Below are 18,727 nucleotides of genomic sequence, written 5' to 3'. Positions count from 1 at the left end.
AGAGTGTTGCCATGACCTCGACCTCGTCCGCGGACCAGCTGGCAGATTCAGCGACACCACGGATCCCGGCGGATCATCCGGCCGTCAACGAATTCTTTGCGCTGCTGGCATATGCCGAGGTAGCGGCGTTTTATCGGCTGACCGAAGAGGCGCGGATGGCGCCGGACCTACGTGGCCGGATCTCGATGGCCAGCATCGCCGCCGCCGAGATGGGGCACTACGAGCTGCTTCGCGACGCCCTGGAAAGTCGTGGCGTCGACGTGGTTTCGGCCATGTCCAAATACGTCTCCGCGCTGGACAACTACCACCGGCTGACCACGCCGAGCACGTGGCTGGAAGCCCTGGTGAAGACGTATGTCGCCGATGCCCTGGCGTCCGCCTTGTACCTCGAGATCGCCGGCGCCTTGCCCGAGGAGGTCGCCGACGTGGCGCGGGCGGCCCTCGCGGAGACCGCGCACTCGCAGTTCGTCGTCGGCGAGGTGCGTAAGGCGGTTACCGCCAGTAGCAAACAGCGCAGCCGGTTGGCACTGTGGTCTCGCCGGTTGTTCGGCGAGACGATCACTCAGGCCCAATACCTGTTGGCCGACCACGACGAGCTGGTCGACCTAGTGGTATCCGGAACCCAGGGCCTCAGTCAGCTCGGCGCGTTCTTCGACCGCTTACAGGAGACGCACGACCAACGGATGCGTGATCTCGGTCTGAGCTAACGGGTGCAGGTCGCCAGGTTCCCGTTTTTGGCCGACGCCACCACCGTTTGACCCGCGGCGTTGACCACCGCGCAGTTGAGTTGGCTGTAGATGCTGGTCGCGATGACCGACTGGGTCTGCACGCCAGGATTCAGGACCACGATCTTCGTCCACGGCAGCGCCACGTTCAACTCGGTCCGCGGATAGCCGTGCGCATCGGTGTAGACGATGTTCACCAGGTCGAAGGTCTGCTTGACCCCGGTGACGGTGTAGACCACGGTGCGTGGATTCACCGTGGCCGACGGAGGTATCGCGGTGGGCGCCGGGGCGGCGGTCGGGGTCCTGGGCGGCGTCGTGACCGGCAGTCTGCCTGAGGGCGGCACCGTGGTGACCGTCTCGGGTGGTAGAGAGGGCCGCAAAGACGGGCTGGGCCGGGCAGTCGTCGTTTCGCTGGGCGGGGCCGTCGCCCGCGGTGTGGTGGAAATCACCGGGCTCGTGGTCGCCGGCGGGCCGATGGTCGCCTTCGTCGATGCGCTGTCCCCGCTGTTGATGATGACCGCGGTCGCAACGGCGCCGATGGCCACAACCGCGCCGGCGACCGCCATGATGGGGCCCCAGCGAGGGCCGCCCGGCAAGAGCGATTCGCCGTAGCCGTCGTAGTCGGCTCCGGTGTCGTCGTACTCGTCGTCCGGGTAGTCCTCTACCTCGTCGTCGAGATGGGGCAGGGTGGTACTGATGGTGCCGATGTTATAGATGTGAAGGCGGCCGGGTGGCTGCCGCAGGGTGGGTTTGGACGGGTTGCAAGCGAATCGTTACCTGCTCGCGAGCTTCGTTTCGCTGACCGCGAACCGGCCGGTGCGGCCGTGGGGCGATATCCGTCCGCGGCGTCAACTAGCCTGCTGCTGACACGTATTGCGAGGGAACAGCTGGAAGGGGCGAGCGTGGAGGTCAAGGTCGGTATCACAGACAGTCCGCGCGAGCTGGTCTTTTCCAGTGCGCAGACGCCTGACGAGGTCGAAGAACTCGTCAATGCCGCGTTGCGGGAGGGCTCTGGTCTGCTCAGCCTGACCGACGAGAAGGGGCGTCGTTTCCTGATCCACACCGCCAAAATCGCCTACGTCGAAATCGGCGTCGCCGACGCCCGCCGGGTCGGCTTCGGAATTGGGCTCGATTCCGCCCAGAAAGGGCACTGAGAGCGGGCCCTAGGAGCGGGTGAGCGGCACGTGCGACAGCCCGCCCCAGGCGAACTGCACGGTGCCCTCGACGGCGTCCGACTTGGATATCGGGCGGTCCGCGTCCAGCCAATACCGAGCGGCGTCGACGCTCATGCCGACCAAGCCCACCGCGATCATCCGGGCACGATGGGGCTCCAGTCCGGAGTCTTCGGCGATGAGGGCGAACACCGCGTCGATGCACGATTCGGTGGCCGCCCGCACCTGCGCAGCCACCTCGGGCTCGGTGACGTAATCGTTTTCGAAGATCAGTCGGTAGCCCTGACTGTCGTGCTCGATGAAGTCGAAGAATGCCTGGACCGCCGCATGGAGCCGCTGCCGGTTGTCGGTGGTGGTGCGCAGCGCCTGCTGCACCCCGGAGACCAGGTTCTCCACGTGCCGGTGGAGCACCGCCAGATACAGCTCAAGCTTGCTCGAAAAGTGTTGATACAGAACGGGTTTGCTGACCCCTGCCCGGTCCGCGATCTCGTCCATGCCGGTCGCGTGGAAACCGTGGTCCACAAAGACGTCGCTGGCGACGACGAGCAGCTGCCCGCGACGCTCGTCGCGGGGCAGGCGGTTGCCGCGCCGGTTGGACGCGGTCACGCTGTCTGCGGAGCGCGCCCGGTCGGCCGCCTTGACGGCACGACGTTGCGCTGTCTTGGCGAGATCGCTCATCGAGTCCTCATCTGATTCGTTGGCCGCTTGATTATTGCGGCTGTCGCGCGGCGCGGCCCAGCCTTCCTGGCTTGTCGGAAAGACATTACTACCCATGATTGCCTCAGGACGGCTCATCGACCTGCATCGCCGTCGTTGGTGCTGGCAGACGGGAGTGTTGGGGTGCACTCGGGCGCGCCAGCAGTCGCAGTCGGCGCTGACTATGCCATCCTGGGGAAATGACTTCACCGCGGCCTGTGCGCAGCACCGGTCGGGCACCGGTGCTGCGTGACGAATGGCGAGAACCGCTGCGGGCGCAGCGCGACCCGCTCGCCGAGGCCGGACGCGTCCGCGCAGAACGCGATCGGCCGCGTCAATGGCGCAAACAAACCTGGCTGGGGCGGTTCGTGTCGACCTACGGCTGGCGCGCGTACGCGCTGCCGGTGCTGGCGGCGCTGACCGTGCTGGTGGTGTACCAGACGGTGACCGGGACCAGTGCGCCCAAGCCCGCGGCCAGCGAGTCACTGCAGGGGCCGCCGGCCATCGGTGCAGTGGGTACCGCGATTCTGGACGCGCCGCCTCGCGGCTTGGCCGCCTTCGACGACAACCTGCCCGCGGGGACGCTGCCGGACGGCGGTCCCTTCACCGAAGCGGGCGAAAAGGCCTGGCATGTCGTTCCGGGCACGTCGCCACAGGTCGGTCAGGGCACCGCGAAGGTTTTCAAATACACCGTCGAGATCGAGAACGGCCTGGACCCGACGATGTACGGCGGGGACAACGCCTTTGCCCAAATGGTGGACCAGACGCTGGCCAATCCGAAGGGCTGGACACACAATCCGCAGTTCGCGTTCGTCCGAATTGATAACGGAAAACCCGATTTCCGCATTTCGCTGGTGTCTCCGGTCACCGTGCGGGAGGGGTGCGGCTACGAATTCCGGTTGGAGACGTCTTGCTATAACCCGGTTTACGGAGCTGACCGCCAGGCGCGCGTGTTCATCAACGAGGCGCGCTGGGTGCGCGGAGCAGTTCCCTTCGAAGGGGATATCGGCTCGTATCGGCAGTATGTGATCAACCACGAGGTCGGCCACGCCATCGGTTACGTGCGCCACGAGCCGTGCGACAAGCAGGGCGGACTGGCCCCGGTGATGATGCAGCAGACGTTCTCCACGTCCGATGACGACGGAGCCAAGTTCGACCCCGAATTCGTCAAGCCGGACGGTAAGACCTGCCGGTTCAATCCCTGGCCGTACCCGATCGCCTAGTCGGCTTCCAGCCGCTGTCCGGCGTAGCGCCGGCGTGAAGGTGGGCGGCCGGGAAGCAACCGGACATGATTGCCGTTGATCGGGGCAACTGCTGTGATGGAAGTTGAATTGCAAACCGAGGAGATGTTCGGTGTCGACATCCCAGATGTCCCAGACATCACTGCCACGACTGCCGCCACTGGTTGAGCCGGCCGCTGAGCTGAGCCGCGAAGAAGTGGCTCGCTACAGCCGTCACCTGATCATCCCTGACCTCGGCGTCGACGGGCAGAAGCGGCTCAAGAACGCGCGGGTCCTGGTGATCGGCGCAGGCGGGCTCGGCGCGCCGGCATTGCTCTACCTGGCCGCGGCGGGCGTTGGCACAATCGGCATCGTCGATTTCGACGTCGTCGACGAGTCGAACCTGCAGCGCCAGATCATCCATGGGGTTGCCGACGTCGGTCGCTCGAAGGCCCAGTCGGCGCGCGACTCGATCCTGGCGATCAACCCGCTGGTCGGCGTGCGATTGCACGAGTTCAGGCTGGATCGCAGCAACGCCGTGGACCTGTTCGGGCAATACGACCTGATCATGGACGGCACCGACAACTTCGCCACTCGCTACCTGGTCAACGACGCCGCAGTGCTGGCGAAAAAACCGTACGTGTGGGGGTCTATTTACCGCTTCGAGGGCCAGGTCTCGGTGTTCTGGGAGAACGCGCCCGGCGGTCGCGGCCTCAACTACCGCGACCTTTATCCGGCGCCGCCGCCACCCGGCATGGTGCCGTCCTGTGCCGAAGGCGGCGTGCTGGGAATCATCTGCGCGTCCGTCGCGTCGGTGATGGGTACCGAGGCGATCAAGCTGATCACCGGAATCGGCGAATCGCTGCTCGGCCGGTTGATGATTTACGACGCGCTGGAGATGAGCTACCGCACCATCAAGATCCGCAAGGATCCGTCCACACCGAGGATCACCGAGCTGATCGACTACGACGACTTCTGCGGCGTGGTCTCCGAGGACGCCGCCGCGGCGGCCAGCGGTTCCACCATCACGCCGCAGGAGTTGCGAGATTTGCTGGACTCCGGGAAGAAGCTGGCCTTGATCGACGTCCGTGAACCTGTGGAATGGGACATCGTTCACATCGACGGAGCACAGCTGATCCCGAAGTCGTCGCTCAACTCGGGCGAGGGCCTGGCCAAGCTGCCTCAGGATCGCATGCCTGTGCTCTACTGCAAGACGGGAGTGCGCTCCGCCGAGGCGCTGGCCGCGGTGAAGAAGGCCGGTTTCTCCGACGCGGTTCATTTGCAGGGCGGAATCGTCGCGTGGGCCAAACAGATGCAGCCCGACATGGTGATGTACTGACCGAGTTCGCTCGCCGCCGGTGGCGACCCGCCGCGCCCGGCTTCGCCGCGCTCGCGATCGCCACGACTCCGCATGGTGGCGACCCGCCGCGCCCGGCTTCGCCGCGCTCGCGATCGCCACGACCCCGCTCTACTAGGCTGGCCGGTGTGAATGTCGAGCCACCGCCCGAACACGTGCTGGTGGCGTTCGGTTTGAGCGGTGTGAAGCCGATCCGGTTGGGCGCCGGGTGGGAAGACGGGTGGCGATGCGGCGAGGTCGTACTGTCGCTGGTGGCCGACAACGCCCGCGCGGCCTGGTCTGCCCGGGTGCGCGAGACGCTGTTCGTCGACGGCGTGCGGCTGGCCCGGCCGGTCCGCTCGACCGACGGGCGGTATGTGGTTTCGGGCTGGCGGGCAGACACATTCGTCGCCGGTAAGCCGGAGCCCAGGCACGATGAAGTCGTCTCGGCGGCGGTACGACTGCACGAAGCGACGGGCAAGCTGGAACGCCCTCGCTTCCTGACTCAGGGACCCACGGCGCCATGGGGGGAGGTCGACGTTTTCATCGCCGCGGACCGGGCGGCGTGGGAAGAGCGGCCGTTGCAGTCGGTGCCGCCGGGGGCGCGCACCGCGCCCGCCACTGCGGACGCCGAGCAATCGATCGACATGATCAATCAGCTCGCCGGGCTGCGCAAGCCGACCAAGAGCCCGAATCAGCTGGTGCACGGAGACCTTTACGGCACAGTGCTTTTCATCGGGACAGCGGCGCCGGGGATCACTGACATCACGCCCTACTGGCGGCCCGCTTCGTGGGCCGCGGCCGTGGTCGTCATCGACGCGCTGTCCTGGGGCGAAGCCGACGACGGACTCATCGAACGCTGGAACGCATTGCCCGAGTGGCCGCAGATGTTGTTGCGGGCGTTGATGTTTCGGTTGGCCGTTCACGCGTTGCACCCGCGGTCCACTGCCGATGCCTTTCCCGGTCTGGCCCGCACCGCGGCCCTCGTCAGGCTGGTGCTCTAGATCCCGCGTGGAAACTCGTAGCGGACTTCGCCGAGCGCGACCCTGCCGTCGACGCTGAGCACTCCCTCGGCGCGCAGCAACTCGAGCTGTCGGGTGGTCAGATGCCTGGCTGGGCGGCCGGAAGCAGTGATCACCCGATGCCAAGGCAGGTCGGAAGAGTCGGTCCGCATGATCCAGCCGACGATACGCGGACTGGAAAGCTTTGCGACAGCGGCGATGTCGCCATAGGTGGCGACCCTGCCGGGTGGAATCGCCGCGACCAGGAAGCGCACCCGCTCGACCTGCTCCTCGGTTACCTGTGCCACGGCTAATGCGCTGCCAACTGCTTGCGGATAAGCGCGGCGATCTCAGCGGGCTTTGCGTGCGGCACCATGTGGTCGCACTCGAAATCCAGCAGCTCGAAGTCGGGGCCCAACCGTTCCTGCAGGCTCGCGACGAGTTCGTTGCTGACATACGGCGGCGAGGTCCACTTGGCCCGGACCAGAATCGTCGGGATTGCGGTCGGCGGTAGCACGACGTCGCGGGCCAACTCACTCCAGTACGACATCATCGCCGGCAGGCTGATGCGCCAGCTATACCGGCCGTTCGGCAGCTCGATCAGGTGTTCGTCGAGGTCGGCATCGAGCACCGCGGGATCCACGTCCGCCCACGACCCGGCCGCCTTCTCCTGGCGGGCCTCTGACCGGTCTGCGTAGTCGGGAGAGGCGAACATCGCTTCGGCGATCTCGCTCATCCACTTCCCGTCCAGGCCGACCGCCGGGTCAAGCAGCAGCAACCCGGCCACTTGCTCTTGCCGGAGCGCGGCAAGGTGCATCGCAAGTGCCCCGCCGAACGAGTGCCCGACCACCAGCACCGGTGTTTCGGCGACATCGTCGAGCAGGGCACCCAGCGCGGCGACGTTGGCGTCGATGCTCCACGGCGCGGCCCACGACGATCTCCCATGGCCGAGTAGATCGGGTGCGGCAACGGCGATTTCGGGCACGTAACCAGCGAGGTGCTGCCACCGCCCGCCGTGGCCGGTCAGCCCGTGCAGAGCCAGCATCCGCACCGGGCCGGCCGGGCCGAAGCGATGCACGTGAAGGTCGGCGGTCACGAATCGATGGTGCCAGCTCACACCCGGGCATGCGGAAGGAGGTCCGCGCGCACCGTCAGTAGTCGATATCCCTTTCGTCGTCCGGGACAGGGACCTCTATCGCCTGGTCGATCACATCGGCTTCGTTGGCCTCGCGATCCGTCGTTGTCAAGGAGGAAGTGTCCAGGTCGCTTTCGTCGGGGAAATCCGCAGGCAGCTGCTGTTCGACCGCGTCGGCTTCGGGCACTTCGTCAGACGGCATGAAACCTCCTACGTCGTTCACGTTGCAAACCCTCCCTTGTCTTGTCCCGGGGTGCGTTCTTGGCCCGGACGGGGCTCCGCACAGGGACGGTGTACCTCCAATTGGCCGTTTCGACACCCGGGATTCCAGTATCCGGACAACGCCGACAAAGTGCACACTCGTGAGCTCTGCTTCTTGGTCTCCGTGACCGGCGCCGTTGCCGGTGAATTCATCCGGAGGCGTTTGCTCCACTTTCGGCCAAGCCCTCGCCGGGCCTAATTTGTCAGACCCTCGTGATTGCATGCGGCTATGTCGTACACCTGGGATGCCGAGGCGCGTGCCGTTCTGCACTCGGGCGCGCGCGGCCTGATCCGTGTCCTCGGTGGTCCCGGGACGGGCAAGAGCAGCTTGCTGGTCGACGTCGCAGTGGCTCGAGTAGGCGCCGGCGTAGACCCGGAATCTGTTCTTCTGCTTACCGGTTCGGGCCGGATCGGGACGCGGGCCCGCAGCACCCTCACCGCGGCCCTGCTGCGAGCACGCGACGCGCGCCCCGGTCGCGCCGCGGTCCGCGAGCCGTTGGTCCGCACTGTGCACAGCTACGCTTACGCGGTGTTGCGGCGGGCCGCCGCACGCGCGGGCGAGGCGCCCCCTCGGCTGGTTACCAGCGCCGAACAAGACGCCATCATCCGGGAACTGCTGGCCGGAGACGTCGCGGACGGATCAGCCGCCGCGACCGACTGGCCGGAATATCTGCGGCCTGCCCTGAGCACCGCGGGCTTCGCCATCGAGCTGCGAAACCTGTTGGCGCGCTGCGCCGAGCGGGGAGTAGACCCGCTAGAACTGCAGCGCCTGGGCCGACGGTGTGGGCGTCGGGAGTGGGCCGCTGCCGGCCAGTTCGCGCGGCAGTACGAGCAGGTGATGTTGCTGCGGGCGGCGGTCGGGACGGCAGCGCCGCAGGCGACGGCGCCGGCGCTGGGCGCCGCTGAACTCGTCGGCGCCGCGCTGGAAGCTTTCGCCCTCGACCCGGAACTGTTGGCAGCCGAACGCGCCCGGGTACGTGTTTTGTTGATTGACGACGCCCAGCAACTCGACCCGCAAGCCGCGCGGCTCGTCCGCGTGCTGGCCACCGGCGCCGAATTGTCGCTGGTGGCAGGCGATCCCAATCAAGCAGTGTTCGGGTTCCGCGGTGGCGAATCTGAGGGACTACTCGCCATCGATAGTCCGTCGGTCACGCTGACGCGCTCGCATCGCTGTGCGCCGGCGGTGGCGCGGGCCGTCACCGGTATAGCGCGCAGGCTGCCTGGAGCCTCTGCCGGCAGGCATGTGGACGGGACGGGAACGGAGGATGGGTCGGTCAGCGTGCGCCTTGCGGCCTCTGCGCACGCCGAGGCGGCGACGATCGCCGATGCGCTGCGACGAGCGCACCTTATCGACGGGGTGCCCTGGTCGGAGATGGCGGTGATCGTCAGGTCGGTGCCGCGGGCTGCCGCCCGGTTGCCGCGTGCGCTGGCAGCGGCCGGCGTGCCGGTTGCCGTCCCCGCCGACGGCGGACCGGTCTGCGCCCAGCCCGCGGCTCAGGCACTGCTCACCGTCTTGGCCGCGACCGCCGACGGCCTCGACGGTGAGCGCGCGCTGACTCTGCTGACCGGCCCCATCGGTCGTGTCGACCCGGTCTCACTTCGGCGGCTGCGCCGCACACTTCAGCGCCGCAGCACAGGACGGACCCCAGGCAAATTCGGAGATCTGCTGGTCGAGGCGCTGGTGGGGGGAGAGCCGCTGCCCAACCCATTGGGGCGGGTCCGCGCGGTGCTGGAAGCGGCTGCCCGCTGCCACCGGGAGGGGCAAGACCCGCGCTACACGCTGTGGGCGGCGTGGCACCGGTCCGGTCTGCAGCGACGATGGCTGGCGACTTGCGAGCGCGGCGGTCCGGCCGGCGCCCAGGCGATCAGGGACCTCGACGCTGTAACTGCGCTGTTCGACATCACCGATCACTACGTCGCGCGCACCTCCGGCGCGACCCTGGGCGGCCTCGTCGAACACGTTGCTGCGCTGCAGCTTCCGGGTGTCAACCGTGACTCGGCACCGCAGGGGGAAGAGGTCCGGGTGCTCAGTGCCCACGCGGCTCTGGGGCAGGAATGGGATCTGGTGGTAATCGCCGGTTTGCAGGATGGCTTGTGGCCCAACACGATTCCCCGTGGCGGTGTGCTGGGAACCCAGCGTCTGCTCGACGAACTCGACGGTGTCGGCGAGGACGCGTCGGTGCGGGCGCCGCTGCTTGCCGAGGAGCGCCGGCTGCTGGTAGCGGCTATGGGACGGGCGCGACGGCAATTGCTGGTAACGGCCGTGGACAGCGACACCGACGGACCGGGACTGGCGGCCGCGCTGCCGTCGGCGTTCTTCGCCGAGATCGCGCAACTGGCTGGTGACGACACCGTTGCAGCACAACCGGTCTCGGTGCCGCGGGTATTGTCCACGGCGGCGCTGGTGGGCCGGCTGCGCAGTGTGGTGTGCGCCCCGGACGGAGCCGTGGACGACGAAATGCGCCGCTGTGCGGCAACGCAATTAGCCCGACTGGCCAAGTCGGGCGTGCCCGGTGCCGACCCGGACGCCTGGCACGGCCTGATCCCGCTCAGCACCGGTGAGCCTTTGCGCGACGAGGACGGGCCCGTGACCCTGACGCCATCGACATTGCAGACGCTTACCGACTGCCCGCTGCGCTGGCTTGCCGAGCGGCACGGCGGCACGAACGCGCGTGAACTGCGCTCCACCGTCGGCTCGGTGATGCACGCGCTGATCGCCGAGCCGGGCAAGACAGAAGCCCAGCTGCTGGGCGAGCTGGACCGGATATGGGGGCACCTGCCATTCGACGCACAGTGGTATTCGGCCAACGAGCTGGCCCGGCACCGCGCCATGATCGAGGCATTCGTCGAGTGGCGAACCCAGACCCGCGGCGAGTTGACCGAGGCCGGCGTCGAGGTCGACGTCAACGGAACCGTGGCGAACGTGAGATTGCGTGGCCGGGTTGACCGGCTCGAACGCGACGCGGCCGGCCGGCTGGTGGTCGTCGACGTCAAGACGGGAAAGACGCCGGTCAGCAAGGACGACGCGCAACAACACGCCCAGCTGGCGATGTATCAGCTTGCGGTGGCCGAGGGCATGCTTCCGGCCGGTGACGAGCCCGGCGGCGCTCGTCTGGTCTACCTGGGCAAGGCCGGATCCAACGGCGTCACCGAACGCGAACAGGATCCGCTCACGCCGGCCATGCGCGACCATTGGCGCAACCTCGTCGAGCAGGCGGCCGCGGCGACGGCGGGGCCGCATTTCGTCGCCCGTCGCAACGCCGGTTGCGCGAACTGCCCGGTACGCCCCTCGTGCCCGGCCCACACCGAGGGGACAGCGCCATGACCCCGGCACGCTACAGCCCCGATGAATTAGCCTGTGCACTCGGGCTTTTCCCGCCTACGGCCGAGCAGTCCGCCGTCATCGCCGCGCCGCCCGGCCCGCTCGTCGTCATCGCGGGGGCCGGGGCCGGCAAGACCGAGACGATGGCCGCTCGAGTGGTATGGCTGGTCGCCAACGGCTACGCCACACCCGACCAAGTGCTTGGGTTGACGTTCACGCGCAAGGCCGCCGGGCAGCTGCAGCGCCGGGTCCGCTCCCGGCTGGACCGGTTGGCCGGCATCGGCCTGGGCGCCGCCGGGGCGTCGGCCTCCGAACCGGCGGGCTCCCCGGTGGTCAGCACCTACCACGCGTTCGCCGGGTCGCTGTTGCGTGACCATGGGCTGCTGTTGCCCGTCGAGCCCGATACCCGGTTGCTGGGCGAAACGGAGCTGTGGCAGTTGGCGTTTGATGTGGTCGCCGGATATCGCGGCGAACTGCGCACCGACAAAACCCCGGCCGCGGTCACCTCGATGGTCCTGCGGCTGTGGAACCAGCTCGCCGAGCATTTGGTGGACACCCGGCAGCTGCGCGACACCCACGTGGAGCTGGAACGGCTGGTGCACGATCTCCCGGCCGGTCCCTACCAACGCGACCGCGGACCCAACCAGTGGCTGTTGCGGTTGCTGTCCACCCAGACCGAGCGCGCCGAGCTGGTGCCGCTGCTGGATGCGCTGCAGGAGCGGATGCGCGCCGCGAAGGTGATGGACTTCGGCGCTCAGATGGCGTGTGCCGCACGGCTGGCCGCGGGCTTTCCGCAGGTCGGTGTCGACCTGCGGAGCCGATACCGGGTGGTCCTGCTCGACGAATACCAGGACACCGGGCATGCCCAGCGCGTCGCGCTGTCGTCGCTGTTCGGAGGCGGCTCGACTGCAGACGACGAGTTGGCGCTGACCGCGGTCGGTGACCCGATCCAGTCGATCTATGGATGGCGTGGCGCTTCGGCCACCAACCTGCCGCGGTTCACCACCGACTTCCCGTTGGCCGACGGCACCCCCGCGCCGGTCCTGGAACTGCGGACCAGCTGGCGCAATCCGCCGCGGGCCCTGCATATCGCCAACGCCATATCGGCGGAGGCGCGGCGACGGTCGGTGGCGGTGCGCGCGTTGCGCTCGCGGCCCGATGCTGCCCCTGGCACCGTCCGCTGTGCGTTGCTGCCGGATGTGCAAGCCGAACGCGAATGGATCGCCGACCACCTGGACAAGCAGTATCGGCAAGCAAGAGCTGACGGTGTCAGCCCCCCGACCGCCGCAGTGTTGGTGCGGCGCAACGCCGATGCCGCGCCCATCGCCGAGGCCCTTCGTGCCCGCGGAATCCCGGTCGAGGTTGTCGGGCTGGCCGGCTTGCTGGCCGTCCCCGAGGTCGCCGACCTGGTCGCCATGGTGCGGCTGGTTGCCGATCCCACGGCCGGCGCGGCAGCGATGCGGGTGCTGGCCGGTCCACGCTGGCGACTGGGAGCGCGCGACATAGCCGCGCTGTGGCGGCGTGCACGCGAGCTCGGCGGCGAACAATCGGGCGAGGCGCCCTCGCCCGAGTCCATCGCGATGGCAGCTGGTTGCGACCTCGACACCGCATGTCTCGCCGACGCCATCAGCGATCCGGGGCCGGCCGCCGGCTATTCAGCTGTGGGGTATCAGCGCATCAACGCACTGGCCGCTGAACTGAGCACCCTGCGCGGCCACCTCGGTCGCTCCCTGCCCGATCTGGTTGCCGAGGTGCGCCGCGCGCTGGGCATCGACTGCGAAGTCCGGGCGCTGGCATTCGCGGGGGCCTGGTGTGGCGCAGCACATCTCGATGCGTTCGCCGATGTCGTCGCCGCCTACGCGGAGCGGGTGGGCTCGGCGTCGGTGGCTGGTTTGCTGGGCTATCTGGATACGGCCGAGGCGGTCGAGAACGGGTTGCCGCCCGCCCAGCCGGTAGTCGCCGCCGACCGGGTCCAGGTGCTCACCGTGCACGCCGCAAAAGGGCTGGAGTGGCAGGTGGTGGCCGTCGCACACCTGTCCGGTGGAACGTTCCCGTCGACCGCGTCGAGGAGCACCTGGCTCACCGACGCCGCCGAGTTGCCGCCACTGCTGCGCGGTGATCGTGCCCAGCCTGGCGCGCTCGGCATCCCGGTGTTGGACACCTCGGACGTCACCAATCGAAAACAGCTGTCGGACAAAATCTTCGCGCATCGTCGCCAGCTCGACCAACGCCGAGTCGACGAGGAACGCCGACTTCTGTATGTCGGCATCACGCGGGCCGAGGACACCTTGCTGGTGTCGGGTCACCACTGGAGTGCCACCGGGGTCAAGCCGCGTGGTCCGTCGGACTTCCTGTGCGAAATCAAGGACATCATCGACCGGTCGGCTGCGGCCGGCGAGCCCAGCGGCGTGGTCGAGCAGTGGGCCCCGGCGCCAGCGGATGGCGAACGAAACCCGCTGCGAGACAACGTCGTCGAGGCACTGTGGCCCGCCGATCCGCTGGCCGGGCGCCGCGCCGCTGTCGAGCGAGGGGCCGCCCTGGTCACCCAGGCCATGTCGGCCCCGCCCGTCGACGCCGGCGAATCAGCCGGTGCCGACGCCGAAGGGTGGGCCGCGGACGTCGATGCGCTACTGGTCGAGCGCGCATCCGCCGCCCGCCCGCCCATCCACCTGCTCCCCAGCCAGTTGTCGGTCAGCGCTCTGGTGGACCTGGCCCGCGACCCGGCGGCTGCGGCGCAGCGGCTGATGCATCGCCTGCCTACCCGTCCTGACCCACATGCATTGCTGGGCAACGCCTTTCATTCCTGGGTCCAACAGTTCTACGGCGGCGAGTTGCTGTTCGATCTGGGTGACCTGCCCGGCGCGGTGGATTCCGACGTCGGCGATAGCGAGGAGCTCGCCGCGCTGCAGGAGGCTTTCGCTGGATCGCAGTGGGCGGGCCGCACACCGGTGGCCGTCGAGGTGCCGTTCGAAATAGTTGTCGGCGAAACTGTGGTGCGCGGCCGCATCGACGCGGTGTTCGCCGACCCAGACCGCGGTACCACCGTGGTCGACTGGAAGACCGGCGAGCCGCCAAAGGGGCGCGAGGCCATGCGGCAGGCCGCCGTACAGCTGGCCGTCTACCGGTTGGCCTGGGCTGCCTTGACCGGTTGCCCGGAATCGTCGGTACGTACCGCGTTTCACTACGTACGCAGCGGAACCACCGTCTTCCCCGATGACTTGCCCGATGCCGATGAGCTGGCCGTGCTGCTGGCCGACTCCGGTCACCCTGCCAGCGCTTGATCGTGGTTACATGTTTGTCGTGCGCTGGGCCAATGCGATGACGGATTTCCGTGGCGACAGGTAGCTGGCGGCGGCTGAGACGTCTCGACGAGAGTTTGACCGTCCAGCCCAGTTACGCGCTTGTCGGGGTGCTGCGTATTCCTCAGGGGCAGGCCGGTCCCGCTCGTATCATCTCCCGCCGGATAGCCATCGCCCTCGGGGCGCTCCTGGTCGGCGCAATCACCGTCTACCTCGATCGGGCCGGGTACCACGACGCGCAGGGCGATCCGCTCACGTTTCTTGACTGCCTGTACTACTCCGCGGTGACGCTGTCGACCACCGGCTATGGCGACATCACTCCGGTATCCGAGTTCGCCCGCCTGACGAACGTCTTGATCATCACGCCGCTGCGGATTGCGTTCCTGATCTTGTTGGTCGGAACGACGCTGGAGGTCGTCACCGAAACGTCGCGGCAGGCATTGAAGATCCAGCGTTGGAGGAGCAGAGTGCGCAACCACACCGTCGTCATCGGTTACGGGACCAAGGGCAAAACGGCGATCGGCGCGATGCTCGGTGACGAGATGGTCCCCGGTGAGATCGTCGTCGTCGACACCGATCGGGCCGCGCTGGACCGCGCCGCGGCGGCAGGTTTGGTAACCGTCCACGGCGACGCCACCAAATCGGACGTGCTTCGCTTGGCCAGCGTCCAGCACGCGGCGTCGATCATCGTCGCTGCCAGTCGTGACGACACCGCGGTGCTGGTCACGTTGACTGCTCGTGAGATCGCGCCCAACGCCAAGATCGTGGCGTCGATCCGGGAAGCCGAAAACCAGCACCTGTTGCGGCAATCGGGCGCGGACTCGGTAGTCGTTTCCTCCGAGACAGCCGGCCGGCTGCTCGGGCTGGCCACCACCACACCCAGCGTGGTGGAGATGATCGAGGATCTGCTCACGCCGGATGCAGGGCTGGCCATCGCCGAACGCGAGGTGGAGCAGAGCGAGGTCGGCGGATCCCCGCGGCACCTCAGCGACATCGTGCTCGGTGTGGTCCGCGACGGCCATCTGCTCCGCATCGGTGCGCCGGAGGTGGACGCCATAGAGGCCAGTGACCGGCTGCTGTACATCCGAAACGTCGGGCACTAGCGATCGTGGACTTTCAGCTGCACAGCATTCCGTTGCTGTCGCGCGTCGGCGCCGACCGTGCCGACCAACTGCGCACCGATGTCGAGGCGGCCACGGCGGGATGGACGGATGCTGCGCTGTTGCGGGTGGATTCGCGCAGCCAGGTGCTCGTCGCCGACGGCCGCGTGGTGCTTGGCGAGGCCGCTGCGCTGGGCGACAAACCGCCATCGGACGCGGTATTCCTCGGCCGCATCGAGGGCGGTCGGCACGTCTGGGCGATCCGGGGCGCGCTGGAAGCGCCGAAGTATCCCGACGTTCGAACCGAGGTGGTGAACCTTCGCAACCTCGGCAAGATCTTCGACGAGACCAGCAGCCAACTGGTGTCGTCGGCCACCGCGCTGCTCAACTGGCATGACAGCGCTCGATTCAGCTCGATGGACGGTTCGCCGACCAAGCCGGCCCGGGGCGGCTGGTCGCGCGTCAACCCGATCACCGGGCATGAGGAGTTCCCGCGGATCGATCCGGCGGTCATCTGCCTGGTCCATGACGGCGCCGACCGCGCGGTGCTGGCCCGCCAGGCGATGTGGCCGGAGCGGATGTTCTCGCTGCTGGCGGGGTTCGTCGAAGCGGGCGAGTCGTTCGAGGTCTGCGTCGCGCGGGAGATCCGCGAGGAAATCGGCTTGATCGTTCGCGATGTGCGTTACCTGGGCAGTCAGCCCTGGCCGTTCCCGCGGTCGCTGATGGTCGGCTTCCACGCGGTGGCCGACCCGGATCAGGCGTTCTCGTTCAACGACGGCGAGATAGTCGAGGCGGCGTGGTTCACCCGCGCGGAGGTGCGTGCCGCTCTTGACGCCGGCGATTGGACCAGCGCATCGGAGTCGAAACTTCTTCTGCCCGGGTCTATTTCGATTGCCCGCGTGATCATCGAGTCGTGGGCGGCGCTGGACTAGCCGACCTCGGCCAGCTTCGCTTTGACCTCGCCGGCGCTCGGGTTGGTCAGTGTGGAGCCGTCGGCGAACTTCACCGTGGGAACCGTCCGGTTGCCGCCGTTGACCGAGCCGACGAATTCGGCCGCCGCCGCGTCGTCTTCGATGTCGATCTCGTCGTAGGCGATCCCGTCAGCCTTGAGGACCGTCTTGAGCCGATGGCAGAAACCACACCACGATGTGGTGTAAATGGTGAGCGCAGCATTGGTCATGGCCCCTTAAACATATCGCGGTGGCGATGCATTCCGGGCAAATAGCGACGTGGCCCGCACGTGTCAGGCGCCCGGCTTGTCGGCCGCCACTGTCAAGATGGACGCCATGCCGATGGTCGCAGAACCCTTGACCGCCGGGCTGGACGCCGAGCAGCGCGAGGCAGTGCTGGCTCCACGCGGACCGGTCTGCGTACTCGCCGGCGCCGGAACGGGCAAGACCCGCACGATCACGCACCGCATCGCGCAGCTCGTCGCGAGTGGTCACGTCGCAGCCGGGCAGGTGCTCGCGGTGACGTTCACCCAGCGCGCGGCGGGGGAGATGCGTGCCCGGCTGCGAGCGCTCGACGCGGCGGCGCAGACCGGATCGGGTATCGGCGCGGTGCAGGCCCTGACGTTTCACGCGGCCGCCCGCCGCCAGCTGCGCTACTTCTGGCCGCGGGTGGTCGGCGACACCCGATGGGAGCTGCTGGACACCAAGTTCGCCGTCGTCGCCCGCGCGGCCAGCCGCACCAGGCTCAATACCAGCACCGACGACGTCCGGGACCTGGCCGGCGAGATCGAGTGGGCCAAGGCGTCGCTGATCGGCCCGGAGCAGTACGCCACGGCCGTGGCCTCCGCCGGCCGCGACACCCCCATGGACGCCGAAAAGATCGCCGCGGTCTATGCCGCGTACGAGGCTCTCAAGGCTCGTGACGAGACAGTCACCATGCTCGATTTCGACGACCTGCTGCTGCACACCGCGGCAGCCATCGAGAACGACGCCGCCGTCGCCGAAGAGTTCCGGGACCGCTACCGCTGCTTTGTTGTCGACGAGTACCAGGACGTCACCCCATTGCAGCAGCGGGTGCTGTCGGCGTGGCTGGGCGACCGGGACGACCTGACCGTCGTCGGCGACGCCAACCAGACCATCTACTCGTTCACCGGGGCCTCACCTCGTTTCCTGCTCGACTTCTCCCGACAGTTTCCGGACGCAACCGTGGTGCGGCTGGAGCGCGACTACCGCTCCACTCCGCAGGTGGTGTCGCTGGCCAACCAGGTGATCGCCGCAGCCCGCGGTCGGGTCGCGGGCAGCAAGCTGCAGCTGTCCGGCCAGCGTGAACCCGGCCCGCCCCCGTCGTTTCACGAGCACTTCGACGAGCCGGCCGAGGCCGCCGCCGTGGCGAAATCGATCGCCCGGCTGATCGAATCCGGTACTCCGCCATCCGAGATCGCCATCCTGTATCGGGTCAATGCGCAATCCGAGGCGTACGAGGAGGCCCTGACGGAGGCGGGTATCGCCTATCAAGTCCGCGGGGGTGAGGGCTTTTTCAATCGACAGGAGATCAAGCAGGCGATGCTGGCCCTGCAGCGCGCCGCCGAACGCGGCCCCGAGGCTGGCCTGGCGGGCCCGCTGCCTGAGGTGGTTCGCACGGTCCTGGCGCCCCTGGGGCTGACGGCAGAGCAGCCCGTCGGCACCCGTGCCAGGGATCGCTGGGAGGCGTTGTGCGCACTGGCCGAGCTGGTCGACGGCGAGGTGGCGCAACGTCCACAGCTCGACCTGCCGGGTCTGCTGGCGGAGTTGCGGATGCGCGCCGACGCGCGGCATCCACCCGTGGTGCAGGGCGTCACGCTGGCCTCGCTGCACGCCGCCAAGGGACTCGAGTGGGATGCGGTGTTCCTGGTCGGGCTGGCCGACGGCACGCTACCCATTTCACACGCCTTGGCGCATGGCGCCGACAGCGAACCTGTCGAAGAGGAGCGTCGGCTGCTCTATGTCGGAATCACCAGGGCCCGTGTGCATTTGACGCTCAGCTGGGCGCTGGCGAGGACGCCGGGCGCGCGGCAGAGCCGCAAGCCGTCGCGGTTTCTCAACGGCATCGCGCCCCAAACCCGGTCCGATCCGGCCCCGAAATCCCGGCGCACTCGGGGCAGCCCGTCTCGCTGCCGTATCTGCAACAGCGTTCTGAGCACGCCGGCCGCCGTCCTGCTGCGACGCTGCGAAACGTGTGCCGGCGACGTCAACGAAGATCTGTTGCTGCGGCTCAAAGCCTGGCGGCTGGACATCGCCAAGGAGCAGAAGATTCCGCCCTACATCGTGTTCACCGACAACACCCTCATTGCGATCGCCGAAATGCTGCCCGACGACGACGCGGCCCTGATCGCGATCCCCGGCATCGGCGCACGCAAGCTCGAGCAGTACGGTCCGGACGTGCTTGAGCTGGTTCGGCAAGCCCGATGAACACCAAACACGCTGGTCAGAAAATCGGTTGTCACCAGCGTCGGGTACCGTTTAACCTCGAA

General features: G+C 67.9%; 16 protein-coding genes. 10 read left to right on the top strand and 6 right to left on the bottom strand.

The window, feature by feature from the left end; all coding sequences use genetic code 11:
* The first annotated feature begins 11 nt into the window (after nucleotides 1-11).
* Nucleotides 12-707, top strand: a complete 696-nt coding sequence (locus tag A5791_RS13880) for a ferritin-like fold-containing protein (protein WP_067237347.1) — start codon at nucleotides 12-14, stop codon at nucleotides 705-707.
* Here the strand turns inward: A5791_RS13880 and A5791_RS13875 are convergent.
* Nucleotides 704-1,423: an MmpS family transport accessory protein gene (locus A5791_RS13875; protein WP_082966917.1), complete on the bottom strand. Its 720-nt coding sequence runs from the start codon at nucleotides 1,421-1,423 to the stop codon at nucleotides 704-706. The two genes, A5791_RS13880 and A5791_RS13875, sit on opposite strands and share 4 nt — an antisense overlap.
* A 204-nt stretch (nucleotides 1,424-1,627) precedes the next feature.
* Here A5791_RS13875 and A5791_RS13870 point away from each other — a divergent pair, with 204 nt between their 5' ends.
* Complete coding sequence (locus A5791_RS13870; RefSeq protein WP_067237677.1) at nucleotides 1,628-1,879, top strand: DUF3107 domain-containing protein; 252 nt, start codon at nucleotides 1,628-1,630, stop codon at nucleotides 1,877-1,879.
* A gap of 9 nt (nucleotides 1,880-1,888) precedes the next feature.
* Here the strand turns inward: A5791_RS13870 and A5791_RS13865 are convergent, their stop codons facing one another.
* Nucleotides 1,889-2,575, bottom strand: coding sequence for a TetR/AcrR family transcriptional regulator (locus tag A5791_RS13865; protein WP_067237673.1), 687 nt, complete (start codon nucleotides 2,573-2,575; stop codon nucleotides 1,889-1,891).
* A gap of 218 nt (nucleotides 2,576-2,793) precedes the next feature.
* Here A5791_RS13865 and A5791_RS13860 point away from each other — a divergent pair, with 218 nt between their 5' ends.
* The 3 genes from A5791_RS13860 (at nucleotide 2,794) to A5791_RS13850 (ending at nucleotide 6,153) form a co-directional block, all read left to right on the top strand.
* Complete coding sequence (locus A5791_RS13860; protein WP_067237343.1) at nucleotides 2,794-3,816, top strand: DUF3152 domain-containing protein; 1,023 nt, start codon at nucleotides 2,794-2,796, stop codon at nucleotides 3,814-3,816.
* Between the two features lie 145 nt (nucleotides 3,817-3,961).
* Nucleotides 3,962-5,152: an adenylyltransferase/sulfurtransferase MoeZ gene (gene moeZ, locus A5791_RS13855; RefSeq protein WP_067237340.1), complete on the top strand. Its 1,191-nt coding sequence runs from the start codon at nucleotides 3,962-3,964 to the stop codon at nucleotides 5,150-5,152.
* Nucleotides 5,153-5,298: 146 nt separating this feature from the next.
* Nucleotides 5,299-6,153 carry a TIGR02569 family protein gene (locus A5791_RS13850; protein WP_067237335.1) on the top strand — a complete coding sequence of 285 codons (855 nt, stop codon included), beginning with the start codon at nucleotides 5,299-5,301 and terminating at the stop codon, nucleotides 6,151-6,153.
* Here A5791_RS13850 and A5791_RS13845 read toward each other — a convergent pair.
* The 3 genes from A5791_RS13845 to A5791_RS13835 are packed head-to-tail and all read right to left on the bottom strand — an operon-like array spanning nucleotide 6,150 to nucleotide 7,487.
* Nucleotides 6,150-6,458, bottom strand: a complete 309-nt coding sequence (locus tag A5791_RS13845) for an MGMT family protein (protein WP_067237330.1) — start codon at nucleotides 6,456-6,458, stop codon at nucleotides 6,150-6,152. The genes A5791_RS13850 and A5791_RS13845 overlap by 4 nt on opposite strands.
* 2 nt (nucleotides 6,459-6,460) lie before the next feature.
* On the bottom strand, nucleotides 6,461-7,246 hold the full coding sequence (locus A5791_RS13840; RefSeq protein ID WP_067237670.1) for an alpha/beta fold hydrolase: 786 nt from the start codon (nucleotides 7,244-7,246) through the stop codon (nucleotides 6,461-6,463).
* A gap of 55 nt (nucleotides 7,247-7,301) precedes the next feature.
* Complete coding sequence (locus A5791_RS13835) at nucleotides 7,302-7,487, bottom strand: hypothetical protein (RefSeq protein WP_156661268.1); 186 nt, start codon at nucleotides 7,485-7,487, stop codon at nucleotides 7,302-7,304.
* Nucleotides 7,488-7,775: 288 nt separating this feature from the next.
* On the opposite strand from A5791_RS13835, the gene A5791_RS13830 reads away from it, so the two are divergent.
* From A5791_RS13830 to nudC, 4 genes are read left to right on the top strand one after another with little or no spacing between them, the layout of a single operon-like run.
* A complete protein-coding gene (locus tag A5791_RS13830) occupies nucleotides 7,776-10,871 on the top strand; it encodes an ATP-dependent DNA helicase (protein ID WP_067237322.1) in 3,096 nt (1,031 codons plus the stop codon).
* Nucleotides 10,868-14,149 (top strand): ATP-dependent DNA helicase, encoded by a 3,282-nt coding sequence (locus tag A5791_RS13825; protein ID WP_067237667.1) that lies wholly within the window; start codon nucleotides 10,868-10,870, stop codon nucleotides 14,147-14,149. The genes A5791_RS13830 and A5791_RS13825 overlap by 4 nt, the downstream gene beginning before the upstream one ends.
* 50 nt (nucleotides 14,150-14,199) lie before the next feature.
* A complete protein-coding gene (locus tag A5791_RS13820; protein ID WP_067237317.1) occupies nucleotides 14,200-15,270 on the top strand; it encodes a TrkA family potassium uptake protein in 1,071 nt (356 codons plus the stop codon).
* A 5-nt stretch (nucleotides 15,271-15,275) separates the two neighbouring features.
* Nucleotides 15,276-16,199 (top strand): NAD(+) diphosphatase, encoded by a 924-nt coding sequence (gene nudC / locus A5791_RS13815; protein ID WP_067237314.1) that lies wholly within the window; start codon nucleotides 15,276-15,278, stop codon nucleotides 16,197-16,199.
* On the opposite strand, the gene mrx1 is transcribed toward nudC, so the two are convergent.
* Nucleotides 16,196-16,447, bottom strand: coding sequence for a mycoredoxin Mrx1 (gene mrx1, locus A5791_RS13810; RefSeq protein WP_067237310.1), 252 nt, complete (start codon nucleotides 16,445-16,447; stop codon nucleotides 16,196-16,198). The genes nudC and mrx1 overlap by 4 nt on opposite strands.
* 106 nt (nucleotides 16,448-16,553) lie before the next feature.
* Here mrx1 and A5791_RS13805 point away from each other — a divergent pair, with 106 nt between their 5' ends.
* Complete coding sequence (locus A5791_RS13805; RefSeq protein WP_197504692.1) at nucleotides 16,554-18,665, top strand: ATP-dependent DNA helicase UvrD2; 2,112 nt, start codon at nucleotides 16,554-16,556, stop codon at nucleotides 18,663-18,665.
* The last annotated feature ends 62 nt before the right edge of the window (nucleotides 18,666-18,727 follow it).

Origin of the sequence: Mycobacterium sp. 852002-51163_SCH5372311, assembly GCF_001667115.1 — a bacterium.
In the GTDB taxonomy this organism is placed as follows: domain Bacteria; phylum Actinomycetota; class Actinomycetes; order Mycobacteriales; family Mycobacteriaceae; genus Mycobacterium.
Note: the sequence above shows the minus strand (reverse complement) of the source record. Positions and strands in the feature narration are given on the sequence as shown.